The 20,887-nt window shown below is 49.6% G+C and carries 22 protein-coding genes; 12 read left to right on the plus strand and 10 right to left on the minus strand.

What is annotated here, in order from left to right:
- The first annotated feature begins 6 nt into the window (after positions 1-6).
- The gene (locus tag CCY32_RS15180) at positions 7-1,146 is read left to right on the plus strand and encodes a GNAT family N-acetyltransferase (protein WP_088332192.1); all 1,140 of its coding nucleotides are present in this window, start codon (positions 7-9) and stop codon (positions 1,144-1,146) included.
- A 47-nt stretch (positions 1,147-1,193) separates the two neighbouring features.
- On the opposite strand, the gene CCY32_RS15185 is transcribed toward CCY32_RS15180, so the two are convergent.
- The 7 genes from CCY32_RS15185 to CCY32_RS15215 form a co-directional block, all read right to left on the minus strand.
- On the minus strand, positions 1,194-1,790 hold the full coding sequence (locus CCY32_RS15185; protein ID WP_088332193.1) for a DUF938 domain-containing protein: 597 nt from the start codon (positions 1,788-1,790) through the stop codon (positions 1,194-1,196).
- 92 nt (positions 1,791-1,882) lie between these two features.
- The gene (metH, locus tag CCY32_RS15190; RefSeq protein WP_088332350.1) at positions 1,883-4,507 is read right to left on the minus strand and encodes a methionine synthase; all 2,625 of its coding nucleotides are present in this window, start codon (positions 4,505-4,507) and stop codon (positions 1,883-1,885) included.
- A gap of 13 nt (positions 4,508-4,520) precedes the next feature.
- Positions 4,521-5,564: a homocysteine S-methyltransferase family protein gene (locus CCY32_RS15195; protein ID WP_246840645.1), complete on the minus strand. Its 1,044-nt coding sequence runs from the start codon at positions 5,562-5,564 to the stop codon at positions 4,521-4,523.
- 24 nt (positions 5,565-5,588) lie between these two features.
- Positions 5,589-6,506: a homoserine O-succinyltransferase gene (gene metA, locus CCY32_RS15200; RefSeq protein WP_088332194.1), complete on the minus strand. Its 918-nt coding sequence runs from the start codon at positions 6,504-6,506 to the stop codon at positions 5,589-5,591.
- 262 nt (positions 6,507-6,768) lie between these two features.
- The gene (locus CCY32_RS15205) at positions 6,769-7,209 is read right to left on the minus strand and encodes a flavodoxin domain-containing protein (RefSeq protein ID WP_088332196.1); all 441 of its coding nucleotides are present in this window, start codon (positions 7,207-7,209) and stop codon (positions 6,769-6,771) included.
- Positions 7,197-7,934 (minus strand): tRNA pseudouridine(65) synthase TruC, encoded by a 738-nt coding sequence (gene truC, locus CCY32_RS15210; RefSeq protein WP_088332198.1) that lies wholly within the window; start codon positions 7,932-7,934, stop codon positions 7,197-7,199. The genes CCY32_RS15205 and truC overlap by 13 nt, the downstream gene beginning before the upstream one ends.
- Positions 7,935-8,270, minus strand: coding sequence for a YqcC family protein (locus CCY32_RS15215; RefSeq protein ID WP_168171543.1), 336 nt, complete (start codon positions 8,268-8,270; stop codon positions 7,935-7,937).
- 130 nt (positions 8,271-8,400) lie between these two features.
- Here CCY32_RS15215 and CCY32_RS15220 point away from each other — a divergent pair, with 130 nt between their 5' ends.
- Both CCY32_RS15220 and CCY32_RS15225 read left to right on the plus strand, forming a co-directional pair.
- Positions 8,401-9,444, plus strand: coding sequence for a DUF3549 family protein (locus tag CCY32_RS15220; protein WP_141096244.1), 1,044 nt, complete (start codon positions 8,401-8,403; stop codon positions 9,442-9,444).
- Positions 9,441-9,743 (plus strand): DUF3301 domain-containing protein, encoded by a 303-nt coding sequence (locus tag CCY32_RS15225; RefSeq protein WP_088332202.1) that lies wholly within the window; start codon positions 9,441-9,443, stop codon positions 9,741-9,743. Before CCY32_RS15220 ends, CCY32_RS15225 begins: the two co-directional genes overlap by 4 nt.
- A 689-nt stretch (positions 9,744-10,432) precedes the next feature.
- On the opposite strand, the gene CCY32_RS15230 is transcribed toward CCY32_RS15225, so the two are convergent.
- Positions 10,433-11,074: a GNAT family N-acetyltransferase gene (locus CCY32_RS15230; RefSeq protein ID WP_088332204.1), complete on the minus strand. Its 642-nt coding sequence runs from the start codon at positions 11,072-11,074 to the stop codon at positions 10,433-10,435.
- 93 nt (positions 11,075-11,167) lie between these two features.
- On the opposite strand from CCY32_RS15230, the gene CCY32_RS15235 reads away from it, so the two are divergent.
- Positions 11,168-11,398 carry a DUF2789 domain-containing protein gene (locus CCY32_RS15235; RefSeq protein WP_168171544.1) on the plus strand — a complete coding sequence of 77 codons (231 nt, stop codon included), beginning with the start codon at positions 11,168-11,170 and terminating at the stop codon, positions 11,396-11,398.
- A gap of 83 nt (positions 11,399-11,481) precedes the next feature.
- A complete protein-coding gene (locus CCY32_RS15240; protein WP_141096245.1) occupies positions 11,482-11,823 on the plus strand; it encodes a hypothetical protein in 342 nt (113 codons plus the stop codon).
- A gap of 124 nt (positions 11,824-11,947) precedes the next feature.
- Here the strand turns inward: CCY32_RS15240 and CCY32_RS15245 are convergent, their stop codons facing one another.
- Positions 11,948-12,307: a DUF3192 domain-containing protein gene (locus CCY32_RS15245; protein ID WP_088332358.1), complete on the minus strand. Its 360-nt coding sequence runs from the start codon at positions 12,305-12,307 to the stop codon at positions 11,948-11,950.
- 196 nt (positions 12,308-12,503) lie between these two features.
- Between CCY32_RS15245 and CCY32_RS15250 the strand changes: the two genes are divergently transcribed.
- Positions 12,504-12,794, plus strand: coding sequence for a hypothetical protein (locus CCY32_RS15250; protein ID WP_088332208.1), 291 nt, complete (start codon positions 12,504-12,506; stop codon positions 12,792-12,794).
- Here CCY32_RS15250 and syd read toward each other — a convergent pair.
- Positions 12,791-13,348 (minus strand): SecY-interacting protein, encoded by a 558-nt coding sequence (gene syd, locus CCY32_RS15255; protein WP_088332210.1) that lies wholly within the window; start codon positions 13,346-13,348, stop codon positions 12,791-12,793. The two genes, CCY32_RS15250 and syd, sit on opposite strands and share 4 nt — an antisense overlap.
- A 69-nt stretch (positions 13,349-13,417) precedes the next feature.
- On the opposite strand from syd, the gene queF reads away from it, so the two are divergent.
- The 6 genes from queF (at position 13,418) to CCY32_RS15285 (ending at position 20,868) form a co-directional block, all read left to right on the plus strand.
- Complete coding sequence (gene queF / locus CCY32_RS15260) at positions 13,418-14,254, plus strand: NADPH-dependent 7-cyano-7-deazaguanine reductase QueF (protein WP_088332212.1); 837 nt, start codon at positions 13,418-13,420, stop codon at positions 14,252-14,254.
- Between the two features lie 361 nt (positions 14,255-14,615).
- Positions 14,616-16,193 carry a GGDEF domain-containing protein gene (locus CCY32_RS15265; protein WP_088332214.1) on the plus strand — a complete coding sequence of 526 codons (1,578 nt, stop codon included), beginning with the start codon at positions 14,616-14,618 and terminating at the stop codon, positions 16,191-16,193.
- Positions 16,190-17,551: a nucleotide 5'-monophosphate nucleosidase PpnN gene (gene ppnN, locus CCY32_RS15270; RefSeq protein ID WP_088332216.1), complete on the plus strand. Its 1,362-nt coding sequence runs from the start codon at positions 16,190-16,192 to the stop codon at positions 17,549-17,551. Before CCY32_RS15265 ends, ppnN begins: the two co-directional genes overlap by 4 nt.
- 105 nt (positions 17,552-17,656) lie before the next feature.
- Positions 17,657-18,034, plus strand: a complete 378-nt coding sequence (locus tag CCY32_RS15275; RefSeq protein ID WP_088332218.1) for a DUF3192 domain-containing protein — start codon at positions 17,657-17,659, stop codon at positions 18,032-18,034.
- A complete protein-coding gene (locus CCY32_RS15280) occupies positions 18,031-19,719 on the plus strand; it encodes an HDOD domain-containing protein (RefSeq protein WP_088332220.1) in 1,689 nt (562 codons plus the stop codon). The genes CCY32_RS15275 and CCY32_RS15280 overlap by 4 nt, the downstream gene beginning before the upstream one ends.
- 141 nt (positions 19,720-19,860) lie before the next feature.
- The gene (locus tag CCY32_RS15285) at positions 19,861-20,868 is read left to right on the plus strand and encodes an isocitrate dehydrogenase (protein WP_088332222.1); all 1,008 of its coding nucleotides are present in this window, start codon (positions 19,861-19,863) and stop codon (positions 20,866-20,868) included.
- Positions 20,869-20,887: the final 19 nt, after the last annotated feature.

The following is a 20,887-nucleotide window of genomic DNA, read 5'->3' on the forward strand; positions in this document are numbered from 1 at the left end:
TATCCCATGAACCTTACATTTGCCTTCGTCAACGCCATTTCTGAGATTGATCGCCGCCTTTGGCAACAGTTGGCTGAGGGTGCGGGTCCCTTTCTCAAGTATGAATTTCTGCACGCGCTGGAGCAAACAGATTGTGTAAGCGCACAACAAGGCTGGCAACCCTGCCACCTGACAGTGTATGACAATGCGACCCTGATAGCAGTCATGCCCTTGTACCAAAAAACGCACAGCTATGGAGAATACATTTTTGATTTTGCCTGGGCAGACGCCTATCACCGCCATGGCCTTGCATATTACCCAAAGCTTATCAGCGCCGTGCCCTTCACCCCGGTTACGGGCCCCCGGTTACTGTGCAACAAAGCCATGGAGGCGACACTGTGGCCGCAGGTCATCTCAGCTTTGAAGAACTACTGCAACGTGCAGCAACTTTCTTCACTGCACTTGCTTTTTACCGACAAAGACTGCTCTTCCGCACTGACACAGCAACATCTGTTAAGCCGCACGTCGGTTCAGTTTCACTGGTTTAACCGTGCATATGTCTGTTTCGAGGACTTTGTCAGTACATTCAGCTCCCGCAAACGAAAAAACCTGAATAAAGAGCGAAACAGACTCACTGAGCATGGCATTCGCTGCCGATGGCTGGTAGGTGAACAAATCAGCGAGCAGGACATGCTGGATTTTTACCGCTGCTATTGTCAAACCTACCTCAAGCGCTCTGGTCACAGCGGCTATCTGACGGCGGCATTCTTTGAGCAGCTGAGGAACAGCATGGCGGACAACCTTTTATTGGTGCAGGCGCACAGAGATGACACATTGCTCGCTTCAGCGCTGTTACTGTTTGATGAGAATACCTTGTATGGCCGTTATTGGGGCGCCCTGCACAGCGTCGATGGCCTGCACTTTGAAGTTTGTTACTATCAGGGCATTGCATTTTGTATTGAAAAGGGACCACAGCAATTTAATCCCGGTACGCAGGGCGAGCACAAAATACAGCGTGGCTTTGAGCCGGTTTACTGCTACTCCAGTCACTGGCTGAAACATAGCGACTTTCATCAGGCGGTGGCTGCTTTTCTTAAGCAGGAACGAGCGCACCTTCAACAGTATAAAACGCAGGCCACGTCACTGTTACCCTTTCGCAAAAACTGAAGCCCGCCGACCCCGGTTTATTTAAAGCCAGAATAATAACCGATTTGTCACTTGCAGCGCTTTTGCCACACTAAAAGCTGATTATTGGCTGGCAACAGATGACGATGACACAGCGCCAGCCCACTCCCCTGCACCCAACGTTGTAATTCGCTGACATCACGGATACCACCATAGCCCCGGGCTCTCAGGCTCTGATCAAAAGCCCGGTTGCTGTCACTGGTATACTGCCCATCGATATTAAATGGCCCGTACTGACAAAATACGCCATCAGGTGGCAAATTCTCAGCCACGCTCTGCATCATCAGTGTGGCTTCATCGCCTTGCATAATATGGGTGGTATTAGCGGTAAAAACGCCATCAAACGACCCTTCTGGCCAGGTATCTTGACCCAGAGTAAAGGGTATTGGACGCTTCAGATTGTCTGAGGGACAGGCATCAATCCAGGCATTGATGCCATCATGGTTGTCAGCCATGTCGCTGGTCTGCCAGACAAGGTGGGGCAAATGGGCCGCAAAAAACACCCCATGCTGGCCGGTGCCAGAGCCAATTTCCAGCACCGAAACGACATTGGCAAATGCCTCTTGTAATATATTCAAAATGGGCTGTTTATTGTTTTCACAGGCCTGACTAAAAGGTTTGTCCATCCGTTTCACCCTTGTTAGTTATCGTGAGCCAGTTGAACCATATCACCCTTTAGTCAAACCCTGTAAAACATCGGGGCTCGATTTTGCCAGCGTTAACCGAGGTTGGGACTCAACCACTTGCTGGCGTGTTCAATCGACCAACCCTTGCGGTCAGCGTAGTCCTCAAGCTGATCCTGCTGGATTTGCGCGACGGCAAAGTACTTGCTGTCAGGGTGGGCAAAATACCAGCCAGACACAGAGGCGCCGGGCCACATGGCATAGCTCTCGGTGAGCGTCATACCGGTATGTTTTTCGGCATCCAGAAGTTCCCATATCTTTTGTTTCTCGGTATGCTCCGGACACGCAGCGTAGCCAGGTGCCGGACGAATACCCTGATATTTCTCGCGGATCAGCGCCTCATTATCCAGCGCTTCATCAGGTGCATAGCCCCACAGAGTCTTGCGCACCACTTTATGCAAGTATTCCGCAAAGGCCTCTGCCAGTCGATCGGCCACCGCTTTAACCATAATGGCATTGTAGTCATCACCGGCTTGTTTGTGCGCCTCCGCCAGCGCTTCCTCACCAATCCCGGCGGTCACCGCAAAGGCCCCTACGTAATCGGCAATACCAGTGTCTTTTGCGGCAACAAAGTCACTTAAACAATAATTAGGAAAGTCCTTTTTCTCGGTTTGCTGTCGCAAGTGACAGGCGGTGGTGAGCAGTTCTGTGCGCTTATCATCCCGATAGATCTCAATGTCATCACCAACCTGATTAGCAGGAAACAGTCCTACCACACCTTTGGCCGTCAGCTGCCCGGACTGTTCAAAGTCATCCAGCATGGCATTGGCATCCGCGAGCAATTTACGTGCCTCTTCACCCACCACCTCGTCATTGAGAATACGTGGGTATTTGCCCGCCAGAGACCAGGTCAGAAAAAACGGTGTCCAGTCAATGTATTCACGCAAGGTGCTGATATCCGCCTGCACCTGTTGCACGCCCAACTGATTAGGCCGTTGAGGCTGATATGCGCTGAAATCCGGTACAAAGCGGTTAGCTCTGGCGCGCTCCAGTGTCACCGGTCTGGTACGTGGTTTCTTGCGCGCGTGTTGCTCCCGGACTTTGTCATATTCAGTGCTGAGCTGGGCGACATAGGCGAGCTTATCGGTTTTAGATATCAGCTTCTGACACACACCCACGGCTCTTGAGGCATTGGGTACATACACCACAGGACCGTGATAATTTTGCTCAATTTTTACCGCCGTATGGGCTTTGGATGTGGTCGCCCCTCCAATCAGAAGAGGCATATCAAATCCTTTACGCTCCATTTCCTTGGCCACATGCACCATTTCATCCAGCGAGGGCGTGATCAAGCCCGACAAACCAATCATCTGTACACCTTCATCAATGGCCGTCTGCAGAATTTTCTCACACGGCACCATAACGCCCATGTCGATGACTTCAAAGTTATTGCATTGCAGCACCACGCCGACGATATTCTTACCAATGTCGTGCACGTCACCTTTTACCGTAGCCAGCAGGATTTTGCCGTTACTGCTGCCCTCAGACTTCTCGCGCTCAATGTATGGCTGCAGGTAAGCCACCGCTTTTTTCATTACCCGGGCGGATTTGACTACCTGAGGCAGAAACATTTTGCCCTCACCAAACAAATCGCCAACCACGTTCATGCCGTCCATCAAAGGACCTTCGATGACATGCAAAGGTAAATCCGCTTCCTGGCGTGCCGACTCGGTGTCTTCTTCAATAAAGTCCATGATGCCTTTAACCAGGGCATGTTCCAGGCGCTTTTTAACCGGCCATTGACGCCATTCCTGATTCTCCTTGACCACCTCTTTACCGTCGCCCTGATATTTAGGGGCCAGCTCCAGCAGCCGGTCAGTAGCCTGGTCATTACGGTTGAGGATGACATCTTCAACGGCTTCGCGCAGCTCCTTGGGAATATCGTCATAGACCGCCAACTGGCCCGCGTTGACGATCGCCATGTCCATACCCGCTGCAATGGCGTGGTACAAGAAGACCGAATGCATGGCCTCTCGCACAGGATTGTTACCGCGAAAAGAAAAAGAGATATTCGACAAGCCACCCGACACGAGGGCATGAGGCAGATGCTGCTTGATTCTGCGCGTGGCGTTAATAAAGTCTACCGCATAATTATTATGCTCTTCGATGCCCGTTGCCACGGCAAAGATATTCGGATCGAAAATGATATCTTCCGGCGGGAAACCGATTTTCTCGGTCAATAATCGATAGCTACGCTCACAGATCTCAAACTTTCGGTCTTCGGTATCGGCCTGGCCTTTTTCATCAAAGGCCATCACCACCGTGGCAGCACCATAGCGTTTGAGCAAACTGGCTTGTTGCAGAAACTGCTCTTCCCCTTCTTTCAGGCTGATAGAATTGACGATCGCCTTGCCTTGAACACATTTAAGACCGGCTTCAATGACCGTCCATTTAGATGAGTCAATCATCACCGGCACCCGGGAGATATCCGGTTCAGAGGCAATCAGATTTAAAAATCGCACCATGGCGGCCTCAGAATCGAGCATCGCTTCATCCATATTGATGTCGATGATCTGAGCGCCGTTTTCTACCTGCTGACGGGCCACATCCAGTGCTGTTTCGTAGTCCTCATCCATGATCAGGCGCTTAAACTTGGCAGAGCCCGTCACATTGGTACGTTCGCCGATATTGATAAAGTTTGTACTTGCTTGATTCGTCATAATTACCTCTTTATCAATGTACGAACGGTTCAAGACCACTGAGACGCAAACGCACTTCTGGTGCAGCCGCCTGCCGAGGTGCCTGATCTGCAACCGCTGCTGCGATAGCACGGATATGCTCGGGGCTGGTGCCGCAGCATCCGCCAACAATATTCAACAGTCCGGATTCTGCCCACTCACGAATATGCTCAGCCATTTCGTCCCCTTCCATGTCGTACTCACCAAATTCATTGGGTAACCCGGCATTGGGGTGTGCAGACACGGCACATTCGGCAATGTCGCTGATATCCTGTACATACTGGCGCAATAAATCCGGTCCCAGCGCACAGTTCAGCCCAAAGGATACGGGCTTAACGTGACGTAATGAGTAATAGAAGGCCTCGGCCGTTTGCCCGGACAAGGTTCTGCCGGATGCATCAGTTATGGTGCCGGAGATCATCACTGGGAGTCGCTGCGCGCGCTTGTCGAAGGTATTCTCAATGGCAAATAAGGCCGCTTTGGCATTCAGTGTATCGAACACCGTCTCCACCAGAATCACATCCGCGCCGCCTTCCATCAGGCCATCGCATGCCTCTTCATACGCTTCAACCAGTTGATCAAAGCTGACATTGCGCTTACCCGGGTCGTTCACATCCGGCGAGATGGACGCCGTGCGGTTGGTTGGCCCTAACACCCCGGCGACAAAACGTGGTTTGTCGGCACTGCTGTACTGGTCTGCTGCCTGGCGCGCTAACCTGGCGGCCTCCACATTAATCTCTCGTACCAGAGACTGCATATCATAATCGGCCATGGCAATAGAGGTGGCGTTAAAGGTATTGGTTTCGATGATGTCAGCACCGGCTTGCAGATATTGCCCGTGAATGTCACGGATAAGATCCGGCTGGGTGAGCACCAGCAAGTCATTGTTGCCCTTGATGTCACTGTGCCAGTCTGCAAAACGGGTTCCCCGATAATCGGCTTCTTCTAATTTGTGACGTTGGATCATTGTGCCCATGGCACCATCGAGGATCAGAATTCTCTGTTTGAGGGCCTGGGTAAATTTAGTTGAATCGGTCAAAAACAGCTCCTATTCCATTCGCCATCAGGCAATATCTGACAGGTTATAAGGGGTAATCTGGTACACATAATAATTCAGCCAATTGGTAAACAACAGGCTGCCGTGGGAGCGCCAGCTCATTAACGGAGGCTGCGCCGGATCATCATTGATAAAATAGTGTTCCGGTAACGCTGGCTTAAGCCCGGCTTTTAAATCCCGGTAATATTCCTGTGCCAGTGTATCCGGATCGTACTCTGGATGACCGGTAACGAACACCATGCGCTTGTCTTTACTCGCCACCACATAGGCACCGGCCTCTTGTGAACTGGCCAGAACGTCGAGTTCAGGCACTGACTGATAATCTTGCAGTGCCACTTCACCGAAACGGGAATGGGGGGCGTTAAATACCGGGTCAAAACCACGTAACAGTTCATCGTGTTCGCTGTTGACCTGATGGGCATACACGCCTGAGAGTTTCTGCTCGCGCAGGAAACGGTTTAAGCCAAAATAGTGATAGACCGCAGCATGGGCGGCCCAGCACAGAAATAGCGTTGACTGCACATGGCGTCTGGCCCAGTCCATTACCAGTTGCATTTTGTCCCAGTACTTCACTGCCTCGTAATCCAGCATGGCCAGCGGCGCACCGGTCACAATCAGGCCGTCGTACTTTTTACCTGCCACTTCTTCAAACTGATGATAAAACGCGTCCATATGCGCTTTTGGGGTGTTTTTCGGTGCCTCACTGTCAATACGAATCAGATCCACACTGATTTGAAGCGGGGTATTGGACAGTAAACGCAACAACTGGACTTCCGTCTCAATTTTATTCGGCATCAGATTGAGTATACCGACCTGCAGAGGACGAATATCCTGATTGACAGCACGATGGGACTCCATCACGAAGATGTTTTCTTCGCTCAGAACATCCTGTGCCGGCAGCTCACCGGGTATACAAATTGGCATGGGCTCTCTCCTGGGAACAGAACTGGGATTGGCAAAGACTGCCATGAGCCGATCTTGCCAACTAAAAGAGAAATGTCAACATCTTTACGTCTAGACGTCCAAATGATTTTTTACCTTTTTATCTTCACCTGCCTGATAATCGTAAAGGGGGGGATGGCAAAATTCTTATTATGCTTCTGAGGGTAAACGCAGGAAATGGGGGTAAACGCAGAAAAGGATGAACGGCAGGGCCGATACCCTGCCTGGATAGGTCAGCAAGCATTTATGCTGTATAAAGCTTTTTCACCCAGGGTAAGACCTCTTCCTGTGGCTCCAGGGTTTCGCAGGCGTCCACTTTGAAAAGAGGCGCTTTAGCACTGCCCTGTAATTCCTCCAGCAGCTCATAGATATGCCGTCCTGCGCCACAGTAAGTATCACCATAGCTGCTGTCACCCAGTGCCACCACCGCAAACGGGCGCCCGTCTAACAGGGGAAAACGAGATTCCATATCCAGAATCAGGCCTTCAAGGTTGGGCGGCACATCCCCCTGTCCCGTGGTGGAACTGATAAACAGTAATTCCTCTGCCATCTGCACATCATCCAGCTTGGGGTCATCGAGCAGCTCAGCTTTAATCCCGATTTTTTCCAGTTCTGTCTGCACGTCTTCAGCCAGTTGCTGCGCATTGCCATACACACTGCCATAAAAAATACTTACTTTGGACATTCGCACTCCCAGTTATTTTCTCGCCAAAGGGTTAAGAGTCTTTGCATACGTGGCTCTGACTCTGATTTGATCACTAATTTTTCCCCGGTAACGGGATGGTTCAGCACCACCTCACAAGCCGTCAATGCTAAACCCTGAAAATCGAACTCTGTTCTGAGCATGGCATTGTGCTTGCCATCCCCGTGATTCGCATCACCAATAATGGGATGATTAATATGCGCCATATGCCGACGCAACTGATGCTTTCGTCCCGTGCGCGGATACAGCTCTACCAGGGAATAACGCGCACTGTTGTAGGGTCTGACCGGATAAGGCAATTCGAACCTCGCCAATGTGGTGTATTCACTCACGGCATCCTGAGGCGCTTTATCGGTGCGCGCCTTTTTATCTGCTATTGCATCCAGCTTTTCTTTCAGGGCATGCTCAATGCAACCGCTGTGCGGACTGAATCCCCTGACGATCGCCTGATACGTTTTCTGCACCTGCCCCTGAGCGAACATGGGGCTGAGCACCCGCGCCACATCGCTGCTAAGGGCAAACAACAATACACCTGAGGTGGGTTTATCCAGCCGGTGTACAGTGTAAACATACTGATTGATCTGATCGCGTACCATCTGCATGGCGAAGCGGGTTTCATATTTGTCAATCAGACTGCGATGCACAAGTAATCCCGCGGGCTTGTGCACGGCAATCAAATCATCATCCTGATAGAGTATGGGTAACATTTATCCTGCCTTTTGATATAACCGGTCCCAAGCCCGCAGCACCTGCATCAGGTCGCTGCAATGAAGGTGCACTGGCCACACTTGTTCCGCCATCGGCACCAGGCTCATGTGTTGTGGCAAAGGCTGCTGCGTTTCTAACAGGTGCTCCATAGTGGGAATAAAAACAAATTGCAGCCACTGCTCAAAACGCAATGTGTCACAACAAAATGGCTCTGTGCTGGCCAGTTTTATGGCCGCAGGTCTTGTAGATTGCCACATTGCCTGTTGCTGCAAGGTCACGGTCAACTCACCGAGTAATTTTCGGGTTTGTTGGTGTTTAGGGATCTGTTTCGACATAGGATGCCTGTTACTGCGTCTCAGGGTATAATCGCAGGTGCGTGTTGATTTGACTTCAGTGCGCCATGAAAAAGCCGTAAAGCCAAAAAAGCGTAAAACACCGTACCCGCTAAAAACCGCCAAGGATAACATGTCAAACATCAGTACGATTAGTGAATTTCTGTTACATGCCAATAGCCAATATCAGGTTTTTGATATGAGTCGCGGCATTCGCCCCCTCCCCGCGCAGGAGTTTATCGATATAGAAAATGCACTACAGCCATTTCCAACACCAAGACTCGGGGCTGCCTGGCTGGGCATTCTGTTCTGGAACAGCGATCCTGCGGGCGTTAACGCCATGGTGAGCGCAAGCGCACCCCAGTATTTTATCTGGTTTTTAAAACTGCCACTGGATGAGCAAAGTAAACTGATGCCGGGTCCCCGCGATCACTTCCTGCGCATTCTATTAGAAGCTCTTGCCAGACAGGCTGAAGGCGAGACCATCAAAGATGTGCCCGACCACCCTTATAGTTTTGTGCCGCCTCAGCAGCAAATGGCCGACTTTAATGCCATTGTCAGGAAGCAATTGGGATTGCCGCACAGCGATCATTTCAGCGAAGCATTGCGGTACATTCAGTCACCTACAGAAAAAGACTGGAATAATGTGCCAGTGCAGGGGATCAGTGATGTAGCCGCCGCCATGGATGACCCGATTATTGAACAGGCTGTACTGGATAATTTCGACCTGCTGGCAGATGAAGTAAAACAGCCTCTGTGCCAGGCCATGGAGAATCATCAGCCATCGGCGAACTTCAGTGCAAAGATACTGCAATGGCTGGCCACAGAGCAGCAACCCTCATCCGTACTGTCGGGCTTACGCGCCCTGTCACGCAGTAAAGAGCCAGAGCGCATAGCGGCTTTTTTGCAACAACTTCTTACAGAAGAGCGTGCTGATACCGACATGCTGGTGATCATAAGTGGACGACACTGGCAGCGCTTAAAAGACAACGCCCTGTTACACAACTACATGAATGCACTGGCGCAACATTCCCATGCGCTTTTTAGCGCGGTATTTGCAGATCTGGTCAGAATCCCTATGCTAAGAACACAAATGCTGAGTCTGTTGCGCAGTCCCGATAAAAGCCCCGAACTGCTTCAGGCCATAGGCGCGCTATTCAGTGAGCAACGACAATGAGCCTATTCGAATTAGTGTTGCTGCTGCTTGTTATAGCTGTTGGCTGGCAGTTCTGGCGCGTCAGAGCCATCAGTGAAAAAGCCACCGAGTATTTGCACCATTATTGCAAGAAGCAAGGGTTGCAACTGATTTCTGTTTCGCGACGAAAAACCCGTATCAACAGCTATCGGGGTAAACTGGACTGGTATACCGAGTTTAACTTCGAGTTTTCAGGTAATGGGGAAGATGCTTACCAGGGCGTGCTGACCATGCGCGGGCTCTATGTGAGCGAAACCAGCTTACCACCCTATCGGGTCTGATCTCACTCATAGCTCGTACTTTGCTACTAGCAGCAATACGCTGTAATAAACCCAGCATAGTAGAGGCTGCATGCAGGCTGACGGATTGAGATTATGCAGGCGTCCCTGCCGTCTTTTCTCGACATCGCCGCTCTAACGCTTCCTTGCGACCGCGGCATACCGTCCTTCCTGGACATCGCCGCTCTAGCGCTTCCTTGCGATCGCGGCATACCGTCCGTCCTGGACATAAAATAAAGGCGCGGCTATAAAGCCGCGCCCCTACTGATGATTACATCCCTATAACGCATACCTTTGCTGTATCAGTCCTTGCTTCACATCCTTATGCCATCCTCTCCTGTTATCTCAATCATCCTGACTGAGGGGTTCGTCCTGAACCAGTCCCTTTCCTTTTATCCTTTGTCACTGGTCATCCTCACTACCAGTATGCTTCGTCCTGAAGTTGTCCTTGAATGCGTCCTTGACCCATCGTGTTTCCTTGTGACAGGGATAAAGATATAGGAATCCAGGAACTTTGCTATGGGGAAGATTAAAATGATTCGGCCCGGATGAAAATCCAGACCTGACAATTAGATATTTTAACTTTATTTTTCAATGAATTAACAAATTATGTAGGTGTTTGTACAGGGATAAAAAGTCAGATTTTCCTACACAAATGTACGACATTTCGTACAACGGGAGAGGCGTTATTCTTACGCCTTTTCCGTTGCATCATGAAACATCAGTTGCCCCTTAATGCGTCCCACCTGTAACTCAGTGATGTGATGGTATTCTCCATGCTCGAAAAAGCTCAGGCATTTGGGTAGGGTAACCAGCACGGCGACCCCTTCACTCAGAGGATCCTCATTCACCACCGCGTCGACGGCTCCCATTAATACATGCCCTAGCCCTCTGTGCTGATGGTCAGGGTGAACACCAATAAAAGAGAGCAAGTGATAGCGGTTAGCCGGCACATTATCTTTTACTTTTTGCTCTTTTTCGACCATCTGGCGGGTACCAAACAAGCCCGCTGTCAGTAACATTTTTAGCCGCCAATGCCAGAAACGCCCTGGTCCGAATCCCGCATCAGGTCGCAAAACACACGCCACGGCGAGCAATCGCTGCCCTTCGAAAAGCCCCACCATCGGCTGTTTTGCCTGCCAAAACGTATGCAGCTCCTCACGAATAGCGCTACGAAGACGTGATTCGTATTCTTCCTCCTCAGCCTTGAATATCTCCATAAACAGAGGATCGTCATGGTACGCCTGATAGAGAATCGAAGAGGCAACAACAAGATCTTCCTCACTCAAATAAATCGCTTTGACCTCATCAGGATTAAGAGGGGCTGTATTCATGCAAAAATCCGCTTTCGTTGACTATATTTAATGCTATCTACCATACCCCAACCCGGAACTTTTGTTAAACACTTGTTAAAAGGTAAACGCAGTATGAATATGGCAAATCCGTCACTTAACGATCTCTTCAATCAGTTGGGGCTGCAGGATGATACAGCCTCGATCAATCAGTTTATCGACACCCACCGCGGGCTCGACAGCCGCACCCGATTAGAAGATGCCCCTTTCTGGAGTCCAGCACAGGCTAATTTACTGCGTGGTGCCCTACAGGAAGATGCCGAATGGGCAGAAGTCATCGACCAGCTCAACTGCAGATTGAGATAGTCAGGAAAAGACCCTGTTAATAAACCTTGTGGTTTTGCGGCTTCAAAACAACGGACTTAAAGGCGACCAATGCGTTAATTCTTTTGGGAAAAAGTACCACCGCGAAGGCTTTTTTCAATACCGACCTCGGGGCACAGGAACAACAGGTTATCTGGGATGGGTTGCACGCCAGTGTTGTGCGTGTTGATAGTATACAGGAGCTGCAAGACCGGGTTCGTACAAGCCAGCAAGAAGGCCATGATATGCTGTTGATAGCCGGGCACCAGACCTTTGATGCCCTGCCTGACCAAAACGGCGCCCCTATGAACACCAATGCCTGGATATCTCAGCACACTCCGGTGCCAGCCTTCAGCCAGGAAGAGCTGAATCGCTGGAAGTTACGCATTGTGCCGGGATATCGTCATAGGGTGACCTATGTCAACTAAGGGTCCGTCAGCCAGATAAGCCGCTGTCGCCCTATCACCATGAAGTCAACAGTGTCGTGCCACAGGGGCAACCACTTTTCAGTATTGCGCCTCTGTGACACCGTTTTAGAATCGACGCTTGAGCCTACTTAATGGCCTCATAAGCGCTGTTTCCCCAGCCAATTAATTCACCGTTTCTGAACACCAGCGGCGTACATTCATCCATGGTGGTGACCCCGTCACCCTTGTTTCTGTGCGTACGGTAAAACAGTACCTGATACTTGCCGGAGTCACTTTGGTGAAATTCACTGAATTCGGGAGAGCCAAACTGGGCCGAGACCTGTTCAAACCCTTGTCCCTGCTCAAGTTTTGCCACCATACGACGATTCTGAGCTTCTTTTTTCTGCCAGTCACCTTCATGGTAGCCATCGCCGCCCACTGAAATGACACATCCGCTGAGTGTAAGTACCGCCAGTACGGGTACAGCAAGTATTGTTGTTCTCATTGTTACCTCTTTATTGAAAAACATCACAACGCTCAACCATGAGCGCGTCTTTATGGGTTCACTGATGCTTAGCAAAAAAAAGGCCAGGAAGTAACGGATTGTTTTTAAAGAATTTATTAAATCTTGCTCGATCCGGGTTCATGATAAAATAGTGATTCTGACCAGTTTTTAGTACCAACAGCAAACAGGTTTTATCATGTCCCATCATCAGTACATTCTTTCTTTATGCCAGTCATTGGCTGAATCCGGCAAAACCCCTTCAGTGGCATTGATTAAAAGTCATGCTCGCCAGCCGCTCCCTCTGCCGGATATCTTGTCGGTATTGCAAAAGTGGAAAAAAAATCCAAAAGTTCGCCTGCCTGAAGAAGAACAACCCGTGGCAAAACCACCTTCCCACGAACAACGTATAACCTCACTGGAAGCCCGCATAGAGAAACTCGAAACCTTGTTGAGCCAGTTATTAGAACAACAAAACAACCGCCGTTAATGTGAAGGCATTGCCGGCTCAATCTGGTCAATAAATTCACTGAGAGACTGCGCCAGGACTTCTGTCGGCTCCAGTCCTACCTGCTCTAACATCACGTTACCGGTGGCATTGTCGACACTGATAATAAAATCATCATCATCTGTGACCGCAATAAAAAGCGTCTCTGGCTGCTTGAGTCGCCTTTTCATGAGCACATGCCCCACCAGATTCTGCAACAAGCGCTCAAAGTCCTCCTCATTCCAGGGCTGTATGAGTTGCAGTGCGCCTCTTGGCGTGCTGGCGTCCAGCCCCTCACTCCAATAGCGACCATAAAAACTTTTAACATCTTCATGAAACGTCATTTCCAGTGCCTGTTCAGTGACAGAAAAATCGCCAGGATGTTCGCGTTTAACCGGTTGCCAGCGAATCAAACCGCGTTCATCAGGTTGCCCCTGTTCACAGGGTGATGGCCAGTTTTCATCCCATTCGGTCTGTAAGACACTGCCCGGTGCTGCATAAGTCTTTATCAGGCGTTGTACAAATTCATCAAGGCTTTGTGCCACACTCTTATTCATCTGTTATCCATTAACACGGTATAATTGACTGTCTTGCTACTATATCATTTTCAACATTCAGGGTAATTTATGGGTGATACCACGTCCTCCTCTCCTCTTGCTCACCTCAGTCTGGGTAAAACATCGCAGTATGTTGACACCTACAGTCCGAAGCTGTTGCAAGCCGTACCCCGCAGCCTCAATCGAGAGGAACTCGGCATTGTCGAAGAACAGCCCTTCAATGGCGTTGATATCTGGAACGGATACGAGCTCTCCTGGCTGAATTCCAGGGGTAAACCCTGCGTTGCTATCTTGCAGGCCTGCGTACCTGCAAACAGCCCCAATCTGATCGAATCCAAGTCATTTAAACTGTATCTGAACAGTTTCAATCAGTACAAAGTCGACACACCTGACGCATTGCAGCAGCTCATTGAACAAGATCTCAGTCGCTGTGCAGCCGCCGATGTTAGGGTCAGGCTGTTCTCGCTCAGCGAAACAGACGCGTTTCAGGTTTGCCCCGGTAAAGGTGAGCTTCTCGACGATCTGGACATTGAAGTCACTCAATATCAGCCTGATGAGAACGTGTTAATGTGCGGAGAAGCATGGGTAGAACGCGAGCATATCAGTCACCTTCTCAAATCAAACTGCCTGATTACCCACCAACCTGATTGGGGCAGTGTCACTATCCGTTATACAGGCAAAGAAATCATCAAAGAAAGTTTGTTGCGCTACCTGATCACTTTCAGGCAACACAACGAGTTTCATGAACAGTGCGTCGAGAGAATTTATTGTGACATCTTGCGCCAGTGCCAACCACAAAAGCTCACAGTGTACGCACGATATACCCGACGCGGGGGGCTGGACATCAGTCCTTTTCGCAGCAACTTCGAAACCGCGCCAGTGTTTGAACGATTAATCCGCCAGTAAAAATGAAATCAGGAAAGTAAACTTACAATATGACTTTCATTTTTCTGTCAATTGAATAAAATAGCGGCGGTTTTATTAATCGATGGACATCACATGTTACAACCTGCATCAGAACGCCTGCCCTACTATCTGGTTAAACGTCCCCTGAGCGACGACTAACCAAAGTGCGGAAAAGGAACAGAAAAAGGCGGCTTTACCGCCTTTTTTGTTTTCTGTCTTTGAGGTTAAGTGGCCGCTATAAGGCTGATTTCAGGCTTACCAAAATCTTTACCTAACATCTTGTTATAAAAAATATTCTTAACCATCTCATAAACCATTATAATGGACTAAAGAGCATTCGAGTCTGCGAGTGAAGCAAAGCATGGAAAATGGGTCACAGTTACCACCGACAAAACTGGATTTAACTACCCAAAACCAGCAAAAAGTGTTGCGTAGTTTTAAGCACCAAATAGATACCCTGTCGCAATTTATTCTCAGGTTGAGTAAATTCTACGAAGGGGCGATACCTGCTCTGGACAAGGAACTACAAACACTCCGAAGCCACCTGGGTGGCAAGGTCAACTTTACCCTCGCAGAAGTCAGTATCGGCAAACTGACGGCCCTGTTGATGGAAAACTGTGACCAGGTGCGACTGCAAAACCAGAAGTCCCATTATCTCATCGAGAGCGCCATTCAGGCCTTACAAGACAACCGCGACTTACCCGAGCCGTTAAAGCAAGACGCTCAAAGCTTTCTGCGTCAGGTACGGCAAAGCCAATCCAGTGTTTTCGCCTCACTCCCACACTTTGAAAAGGCACTGGAACTATTTCAAAAGGCTCTGGAAAACTGTCGTGTTTCCGATAGTAATACTGATGCTATTGGTTCGGCGGGTCTTCAAAACGCCGCGTTAGCACTGCACAAAGAAATCACCGATGAGCTCAGAGAGTTGATATCTCAGCTCAGCACCAGTGCCAGAAAAGATAAAGAACTACGACAGGTTCGCGAGCAATTGGCCAAAGGACTAGACCATGAGCAGCTGCTGGAGTGCTGTCTGATTATCATACGGACCATTCTCAGAGAGGTCATCCAGGAACGTAAACATGCCGAGCGCTTTGTCTCCAGTCTGCATAGTACCTTGGATAAAGTCAGCCAGTCGGTCAGTCATTCGATAGAAGAAAGTGAGTCCACTTTTCAACTAAAAACGGACAATACCGCGCAGTTAAAACAACAGGTCATGGATATTGAAGTGGCCATTGAAGAGGCCGAAAATCTCAAATTGTTGCGCAAACAAGCGTCGGAATATCTGAGCAAGATGGCAGCCACGATTGAGTCGCGGGAAAAGACCGACCAGGACGAACAGCGTGTACTGATGAAGCTGCTCAAAGATATGAAAGACCAGTTAAGCCACCTCGAGCAGGAAACCGCCGAGTATAAGCAACGACTACTACAACAGAAGTACCGCAGTCATCACGACGAACTGACACAAATTCCCAACCGCAGTGCTTACAATGACAGAGTTGACCTGGAGTTTCGCCGTTGGCGCCGCTACGGTACGAATCTGAGCATCGCACTGATGGATGTCGATCACTTCAAGAATATCAATGACAGTTATGGGCATGCCGCCGGAGACAAAACACTGCAAGTCATTGCGCAACAGATGAGCAAGTGCCTGCGATCGACGGATTTTCTGGCGCGCTGGGGCGGAGAAGAGTTTATCTTGTTGCTGCCGCAAACGTGCGCAGAGGAACTGGAAGCCCCCCTTGAGAAGCTGCGTTTACAAATCGCAAAAATCCCCTTCAAGTTCAAACATGAGAGTGTCAAGATTACGGTTTCAATTGGCGCCACACATTTCAGACAGGGAGATGATGTCCAGCGAGCCTTTGAGCGTGCCGATAAGGCGCTCTTTGAAGCAAAAAATCAGGGCAGAAATCGCTGTGTTATTGACCAAGGAAAAGAATGAAACGAACAGTACAGTTAAACCCTATTGGCTCCATGAGCCTGTTGTCGCAATTCGAAGTTGACCGTCTTAAAAAATCCACCTCCAGCGAACTCTATCGTCTTTTTCGTAACTGCTGCCTCGCCGTTCTCAACAGTGGTGCTCAGGAAGACAATTACGAAAACATCTTTTCTCCTTATGAAGACTTTGAAGTCAATCTATTGCGCCGCGAGCGAGGCGTAAAGATAGAGCTCATCAACCCGCCCGAATTGGCCTTTGTAGACAACAAACTGATCAAAGGCGTGCACGAACACTTGTTTGCCGTGCTGAGGGATTTACTGCATATGGGTGCGCGCTATGAGGGCAACCTGTTTGTAGACCAGTCTGAATCCACCCACATCACTCACATGGTGTTCGACATGTTGCGTAATGCCAATGCTATCCAGGCTGCTGCAGAGCCTAATATGGTGGTCTGCTGGGGTGGACATTCGATCGGCGAAATCGAGTACAAATACACCAAAGAAGTGGGATATCAACTGGGTCTCAGAGACATGAACATTTGCACCGGATGTGGCCCCGGCGCGATGAAAGGGCCGATGAAAGGAGCCACAATAGGCCATGCCAAGCAACGATACCGTAATGGTCGTTATCTGGGTATATCAGAGCCCAGTATCATTGCTGCCGAGCCCCCTAACCCGATTGTCAATGAACTGGTGATCATGCCGGATATTGAAAAGCGCCTGGAGGCCTTCGTCCGCACGGCCCATGCTATTGTTATCTTTCCCGGCGGCGTGGGCACAGCAGAAGAGCTGCTCTATTTGCTCGGGATTATGCTCAACGAACAGAACCGTGAACAGGTTCTGCCCATTGTACTGACCGGCCCCAAAGAGAGTGAAGCCTATTTCAATAGTATTGATGCGTTTATCGGTGAGACGCTCGGCAGAACAGCACAGAACCTGTATACCATTATCGTTGATGATGCCTCAGAAGTGGCCAGGGTCGTACGTGAAAACCAGCCGGACGTGACCGAATATCGCCGTCAGCGTGGAGACTCCTATCAGTTCAATTGGTCGATGAAAATCGATCAGGATTTTCAGGCCCCCTTTATCCCCAGTCATGACAATATGTCGCAGCTTAACCTGCACCTGGAACAACCGAAAGCGGAGCTGGCCGCGTCACTTCGTCGCGCTTTTTCGGGTATAGTAGCCGGTAATGTCAAGGCGGAAGGGATAGAGCAAATCAGGCAGAAAGGTCCATTCAACCTGCATGGCGACGCCAGGCTCATGGATATGTTAGATGCCATGTTAGAGTCGTTTGTTGCACAAAACCGTATGAAGTTACCCGGTAAACGCTATGACCCATGCTATAAACTGGTCAAATAAACGGCTGAATTTCTTCCGCTGATATCTCAATCACAGGCATACTGTTGTATGCTTGTAACGCAAAGATTGGCTTGCTTGTGTAAGCCCAAGAGAACGTGACGTCACATGAATAAAAAAATTATAAAACGTGCCGCTATTGGTTTTGGCATTTATCTGATTTTTGCCGCTTTAGTATTAGTTTTCTACCCGGATGATCCCGACTCCATGGATTGGCGGGATCGTGAACAATACAATAAGGTGCAGATAGGTAAGCTTGAGTTAGGTACCCAACGGCAGAATATTATTGAGTTGATGGGAGCCCCGGACATCAGTGAAGCCAAACAAATTGGCGATCAACGAGTCCAGATTATGTTCTATCGCACACAGCACATGGAATCTGATGGCATTACCACCATGAACGAGTGCACCCCATTACTCTTCGAAAATGATGTTCTTATCGCCTGGGGCGACGGAACCTATCAACAGTATACCGACTGGCAGTGAGTCAACCTTTATCTAAAGGCGTTCAAAACCAGCTCGAAGGGCTGGCAGAACTGGAAAAACGGCTCCAACAAAGTGGCAATGTGAATGACATTCTCTCTCATTGCTTGTCACTTTCCCGGCGCCTGGTTGACGACTATAACCTCGAACCAGCAGCATGGCAGTCGCTGACCCAGCTCTACTTCCCGAGCTATTCGCGAACACTAAACCACCGCTTTCGACGCATGCTGCTTGCCCTCAACCTGTGCCAGTTTCACCGTTGGCATACCCAGAGCCGCTATGGAATGGTGTGCGCTGCCATGACGTTGGATCTTTACAGCTGGCCGACGATAACCGAGACATTCCTCAGTCAGCTCAAACGTCTGGATCACCGGATCTGGTCCAGCAGCTTAATTCCGGTCGCACGTTTATTACCTCTTCAGAAAAAGGCGGGGTTTTATCGGCGCTTTACACGCCTCACCCACCCTCAACTGCTTCTGATGACCGTCGCCCTGCTAACTAACCCCTCGAGTTCAGCCAGTCGTGAGGAAAAATGGCTCAGTGCATTACGAAAACTGGCCCGTGCGCTTCCCACTGCCTGCTATGATCTGCTTACTCCGATAATTTCTCAGGCAGGGCTGATTCCCCCCGGTAGTCTGATACGATTCGCCGATGACAAAACTGCGATAATACTGTCCCGAACGGATACATCCTGGTTAATCAGATACTACGATCCGCACTGTCAGCACTTTGATGATGACATCACACTGATTTCAGCGTCACCGAATTGTAAAGTACTTGCGCCACTTAAAGTAAAAGAGCTGTCAGTTATCAATACGCTGTGGGATGTGCACTGGCAAGCGGCTTTTCAACAGCAAAGCGGTGCCCCTTCATTGCAGAGCAGCTCTCAGCCTTTGAGCAAACCTCCTGCGAAATTATTGGCGATCCAGGACTTGCTACAGCGACAGGATCCGGATATTGATAAAATTTGTGAACACATTGCTGCCGAAGGGTTTTTAGCCAGACAACTCAAAACCACCGCAAGTCACCGTACTCGAATGAAATTGCAGATGGAGGAAGTCAAGCATGCGTTGTTGTTTCAGGGATTTGAACGCACCAACAGCGTGTTGGTGCAACAAGCACTACTCTCCCGACTCAATCAATTTTACTTTCCTTTACAACAACACATATTACAGTTCTGCATATTGTTTGGTCACGTGGTTGAAGCATTGGCTGAGAGACAATCTAAGCTGACAACAGAGACCGTTGTCACGCTGGGCTATTTTTTTTGCTCCGGTTTGTTTATCAGTCTCCCCCTTAAGCGCCGGACGTCTCTGCCGCGCAGAGGCACCCCTCACTATTCGCTGGAGACTTTATTTGTTCTGGCGACCGACACCTCTTCGCTAAAACATAGCCTGACATTGACCCGAGCCTGGCAGCAGCCCACTAGCAGTGTTGACGCCATTCGATGTCATCATCAGCTGCCCGACGACATGCGACTGAACACACTGACGAAATTGCAGGCGAGCCTGTTGGGGCTGGCGCTGATGATGACCCGCCAGATCTATTTTGGCGACTCACTCGCATCAGATGCTGACAGGCAATATCAGCAGCAGGCATTGACGGTACTGAATCTGCAAAGCGCGGACCAACATAACATCATCGAATCGGTGCTTGAAAACAGCCAGTGTTACTGGCCTGTAGACTAAGATTACAAGATTGCGCTTCTCTGCAGAACTGGGGTTTTTACTGGAAGATCGCACCATTTAATGCTATAAATCGCCGCCTTAACTACCCCACCATAATCCCGGGGTCTCCCCTATTAAAAACGACAGACAGAGGAATTTTCCATGACTCAACAGCGTATAACGGTTATCCGTGGCGATGGCATCGGTCCTGATATCGTCAATGCTACCTTGCAGATCCTTGATAAGGCAGGCTGTGATTTTGCTTATGATTTCGCCGATGCGGGTTTGATGGCGCTGGAGAATCATGGTGAACTGTTGCCTCAGCAGACTCTGGATTTGATTGCCAAGAACCGCATAACGCTCAAAGGTCCACTGACGACCCCTGTGGGCGAGGGATTTACTTCTATTAATGTGAGTCTGCGTAAGCAATTTAAACTCTTTGCCAACGTGCGTCCGGTACTGTCTTTTAAAGGAACGAAAGCGCGATACGAAGATATCGACATCATCACCGTAAGGGAGAATACCGAGGGTATGTACTCCGGCCTCGGACAGAAAGTCTCCGAAGACGGTCGTGAAGCAGAAGCCATGAGCAAAATCACCCGTGAAGGTGCAGAGCGCATTCTCACATTTGCTTACGAGATGGCACTTAAAGAGGGCCGCAAGAAGGTCACTGCGGTGCACAAAGCCAATATTCTCAAGTCAACTTCCGGCCTCTTCCTCAAGGTTGCCCGAGAAGTGGCCGAGCGCTATCCGCAAATAGAATCAACCGAAATGATCGTCGACAACACCTGCATGCAACTGGTGATGAACCCTCATCAGTTTGATGTGATTGTTACCACCAATCTGTTTGGCGATATCATCTCGGATCTCTGTGCTGGTCTGGTTGGCGGCCTGGGCATGGCTCCGGGTGCAAACATTGGTGAGAACTGTGCCATTTTTGAAGCGGTACACGGTTCGGCTCCGGATATTGCAGGCAAAAACCTGGCCAATCCCACCTCTGTAATTCTGGCTGCCATCCAGATGCTGGAACACCTTGGCATGGCAGACAAAGCGGAAAAAATTCGTCTGGCGATAAAGGACGTCATTGAGTCTGGTGATCGCACCACCCGCGATTTGGGTGGTAGCCACGGCACCACTGATTTCACCCAGGCGGTGCTGGAAAGACTGTAACATCTGTTCATGTGACCCC

The organism is Lacimicrobium sp. SS2-24 (assembly GCF_002201535.1).
Lineage (GTDB): Bacteria > Pseudomonadota > Gammaproteobacteria > Enterobacterales > Alteromonadaceae > Lacimicrobium.

Coding starts and splice junctions, on each gene's coding strand:
- CCY32_RS15180 (WP_088332192.1), top strand. CDS start 7: ATGAACCTTACATTTGCCTTCGTCAACGCCATTTCTGAGATTGATCGC.
- CCY32_RS15185 (WP_088332193.1), bottom strand. CDS start 1,790: ATGGACAAACCTTTTAGTCAGGCCTGTGAAAACAATAAACAGCCCATT.
- metH (WP_088332350.1), bottom strand. CDS start 4,507: ATGACGAATCAAGCAAGTACAAACTTTATCAATATCGGCGAACGTACC.
- metA (WP_088332194.1), bottom strand. CDS start 6,506: ATGCCAATTTGTATACCCGGTGAGCTGCCGGCACAGGATGTTCTGAGC.
- CCY32_RS15205 (WP_088332196.1), bottom strand. CDS start 7,209: ATGTCCAAAGTAAGTATTTTTTATGGCAGTGTGTATGGCAATGCGCAG.
- truC (WP_088332198.1), bottom strand. CDS start 7,934: ATGTTACCCATACTCTATCAGGATGATGATTTGATTGCCGTGCACAAG.
- CCY32_RS15215 (WP_168171543.1), bottom strand. CDS start 8,270: ATGTCGAAACAGATCCCTAAACACCAACAAACCCGAAAATTACTCGGT.
- CCY32_RS15220 (WP_141096244.1), top strand. CDS start 8,401: ATGTCAAACATCAGTACGATTAGTGAATTTCTGTTACATGCCAATAGC.
- CCY32_RS15225 (WP_088332202.1), top strand. CDS start 9,441: ATGAGCCTATTCGAATTAGTGTTGCTGCTGCTTGTTATAGCTGTTGGC.
- CCY32_RS15230 (WP_088332204.1), bottom strand. CDS start 11,074: ATGAATACAGCCCCTCTTAATCCTGATGAGGTCAAAGCGATTTATTTG.
- CCY32_RS15235 (WP_168171544.1), top strand. CDS start 11,168: ATGAATATGGCAAATCCGTCACTTAACGATCTCTTCAATCAGTTGGGG.
- CCY32_RS15245 (WP_088332358.1), bottom strand. CDS start 12,307: ATGAGAACAACAATACTTGCTGTACCCGTACTGGCGGTACTTACACTC.
- CCY32_RS15250 (WP_088332208.1), top strand. CDS start 12,504: ATGTCCCATCATCAGTACATTCTTTCTTTATGCCAGTCATTGGCTGAA.
- syd (WP_088332210.1), bottom strand. CDS start 13,348: ATGAATAAGAGTGTGGCACAAAGCCTTGATGAATTTGTACAACGCCTG.
- queF (WP_088332212.1), top strand. CDS start 13,418: ATGGGTGATACCACGTCCTCCTCTCCTCTTGCTCACCTCAGTCTGGGT.
- CCY32_RS15265 (WP_088332214.1), top strand. CDS start 14,616: ATGGAAAATGGGTCACAGTTACCACCGACAAAACTGGATTTAACTACC.
- ppnN (WP_088332216.1), top strand. CDS start 16,190: ATGAAACGAACAGTACAGTTAAACCCTATTGGCTCCATGAGCCTGTTG.
- CCY32_RS15275 (WP_088332218.1), top strand. CDS start 17,657: ATGAATAAAAAAATTATAAAACGTGCCGCTATTGGTTTTGGCATTTAT.
- CCY32_RS15285 (WP_088332222.1), top strand. CDS start 19,861: ATGACTCAACAGCGTATAACGGTTATCCGTGGCGATGGCATCGGTCCT.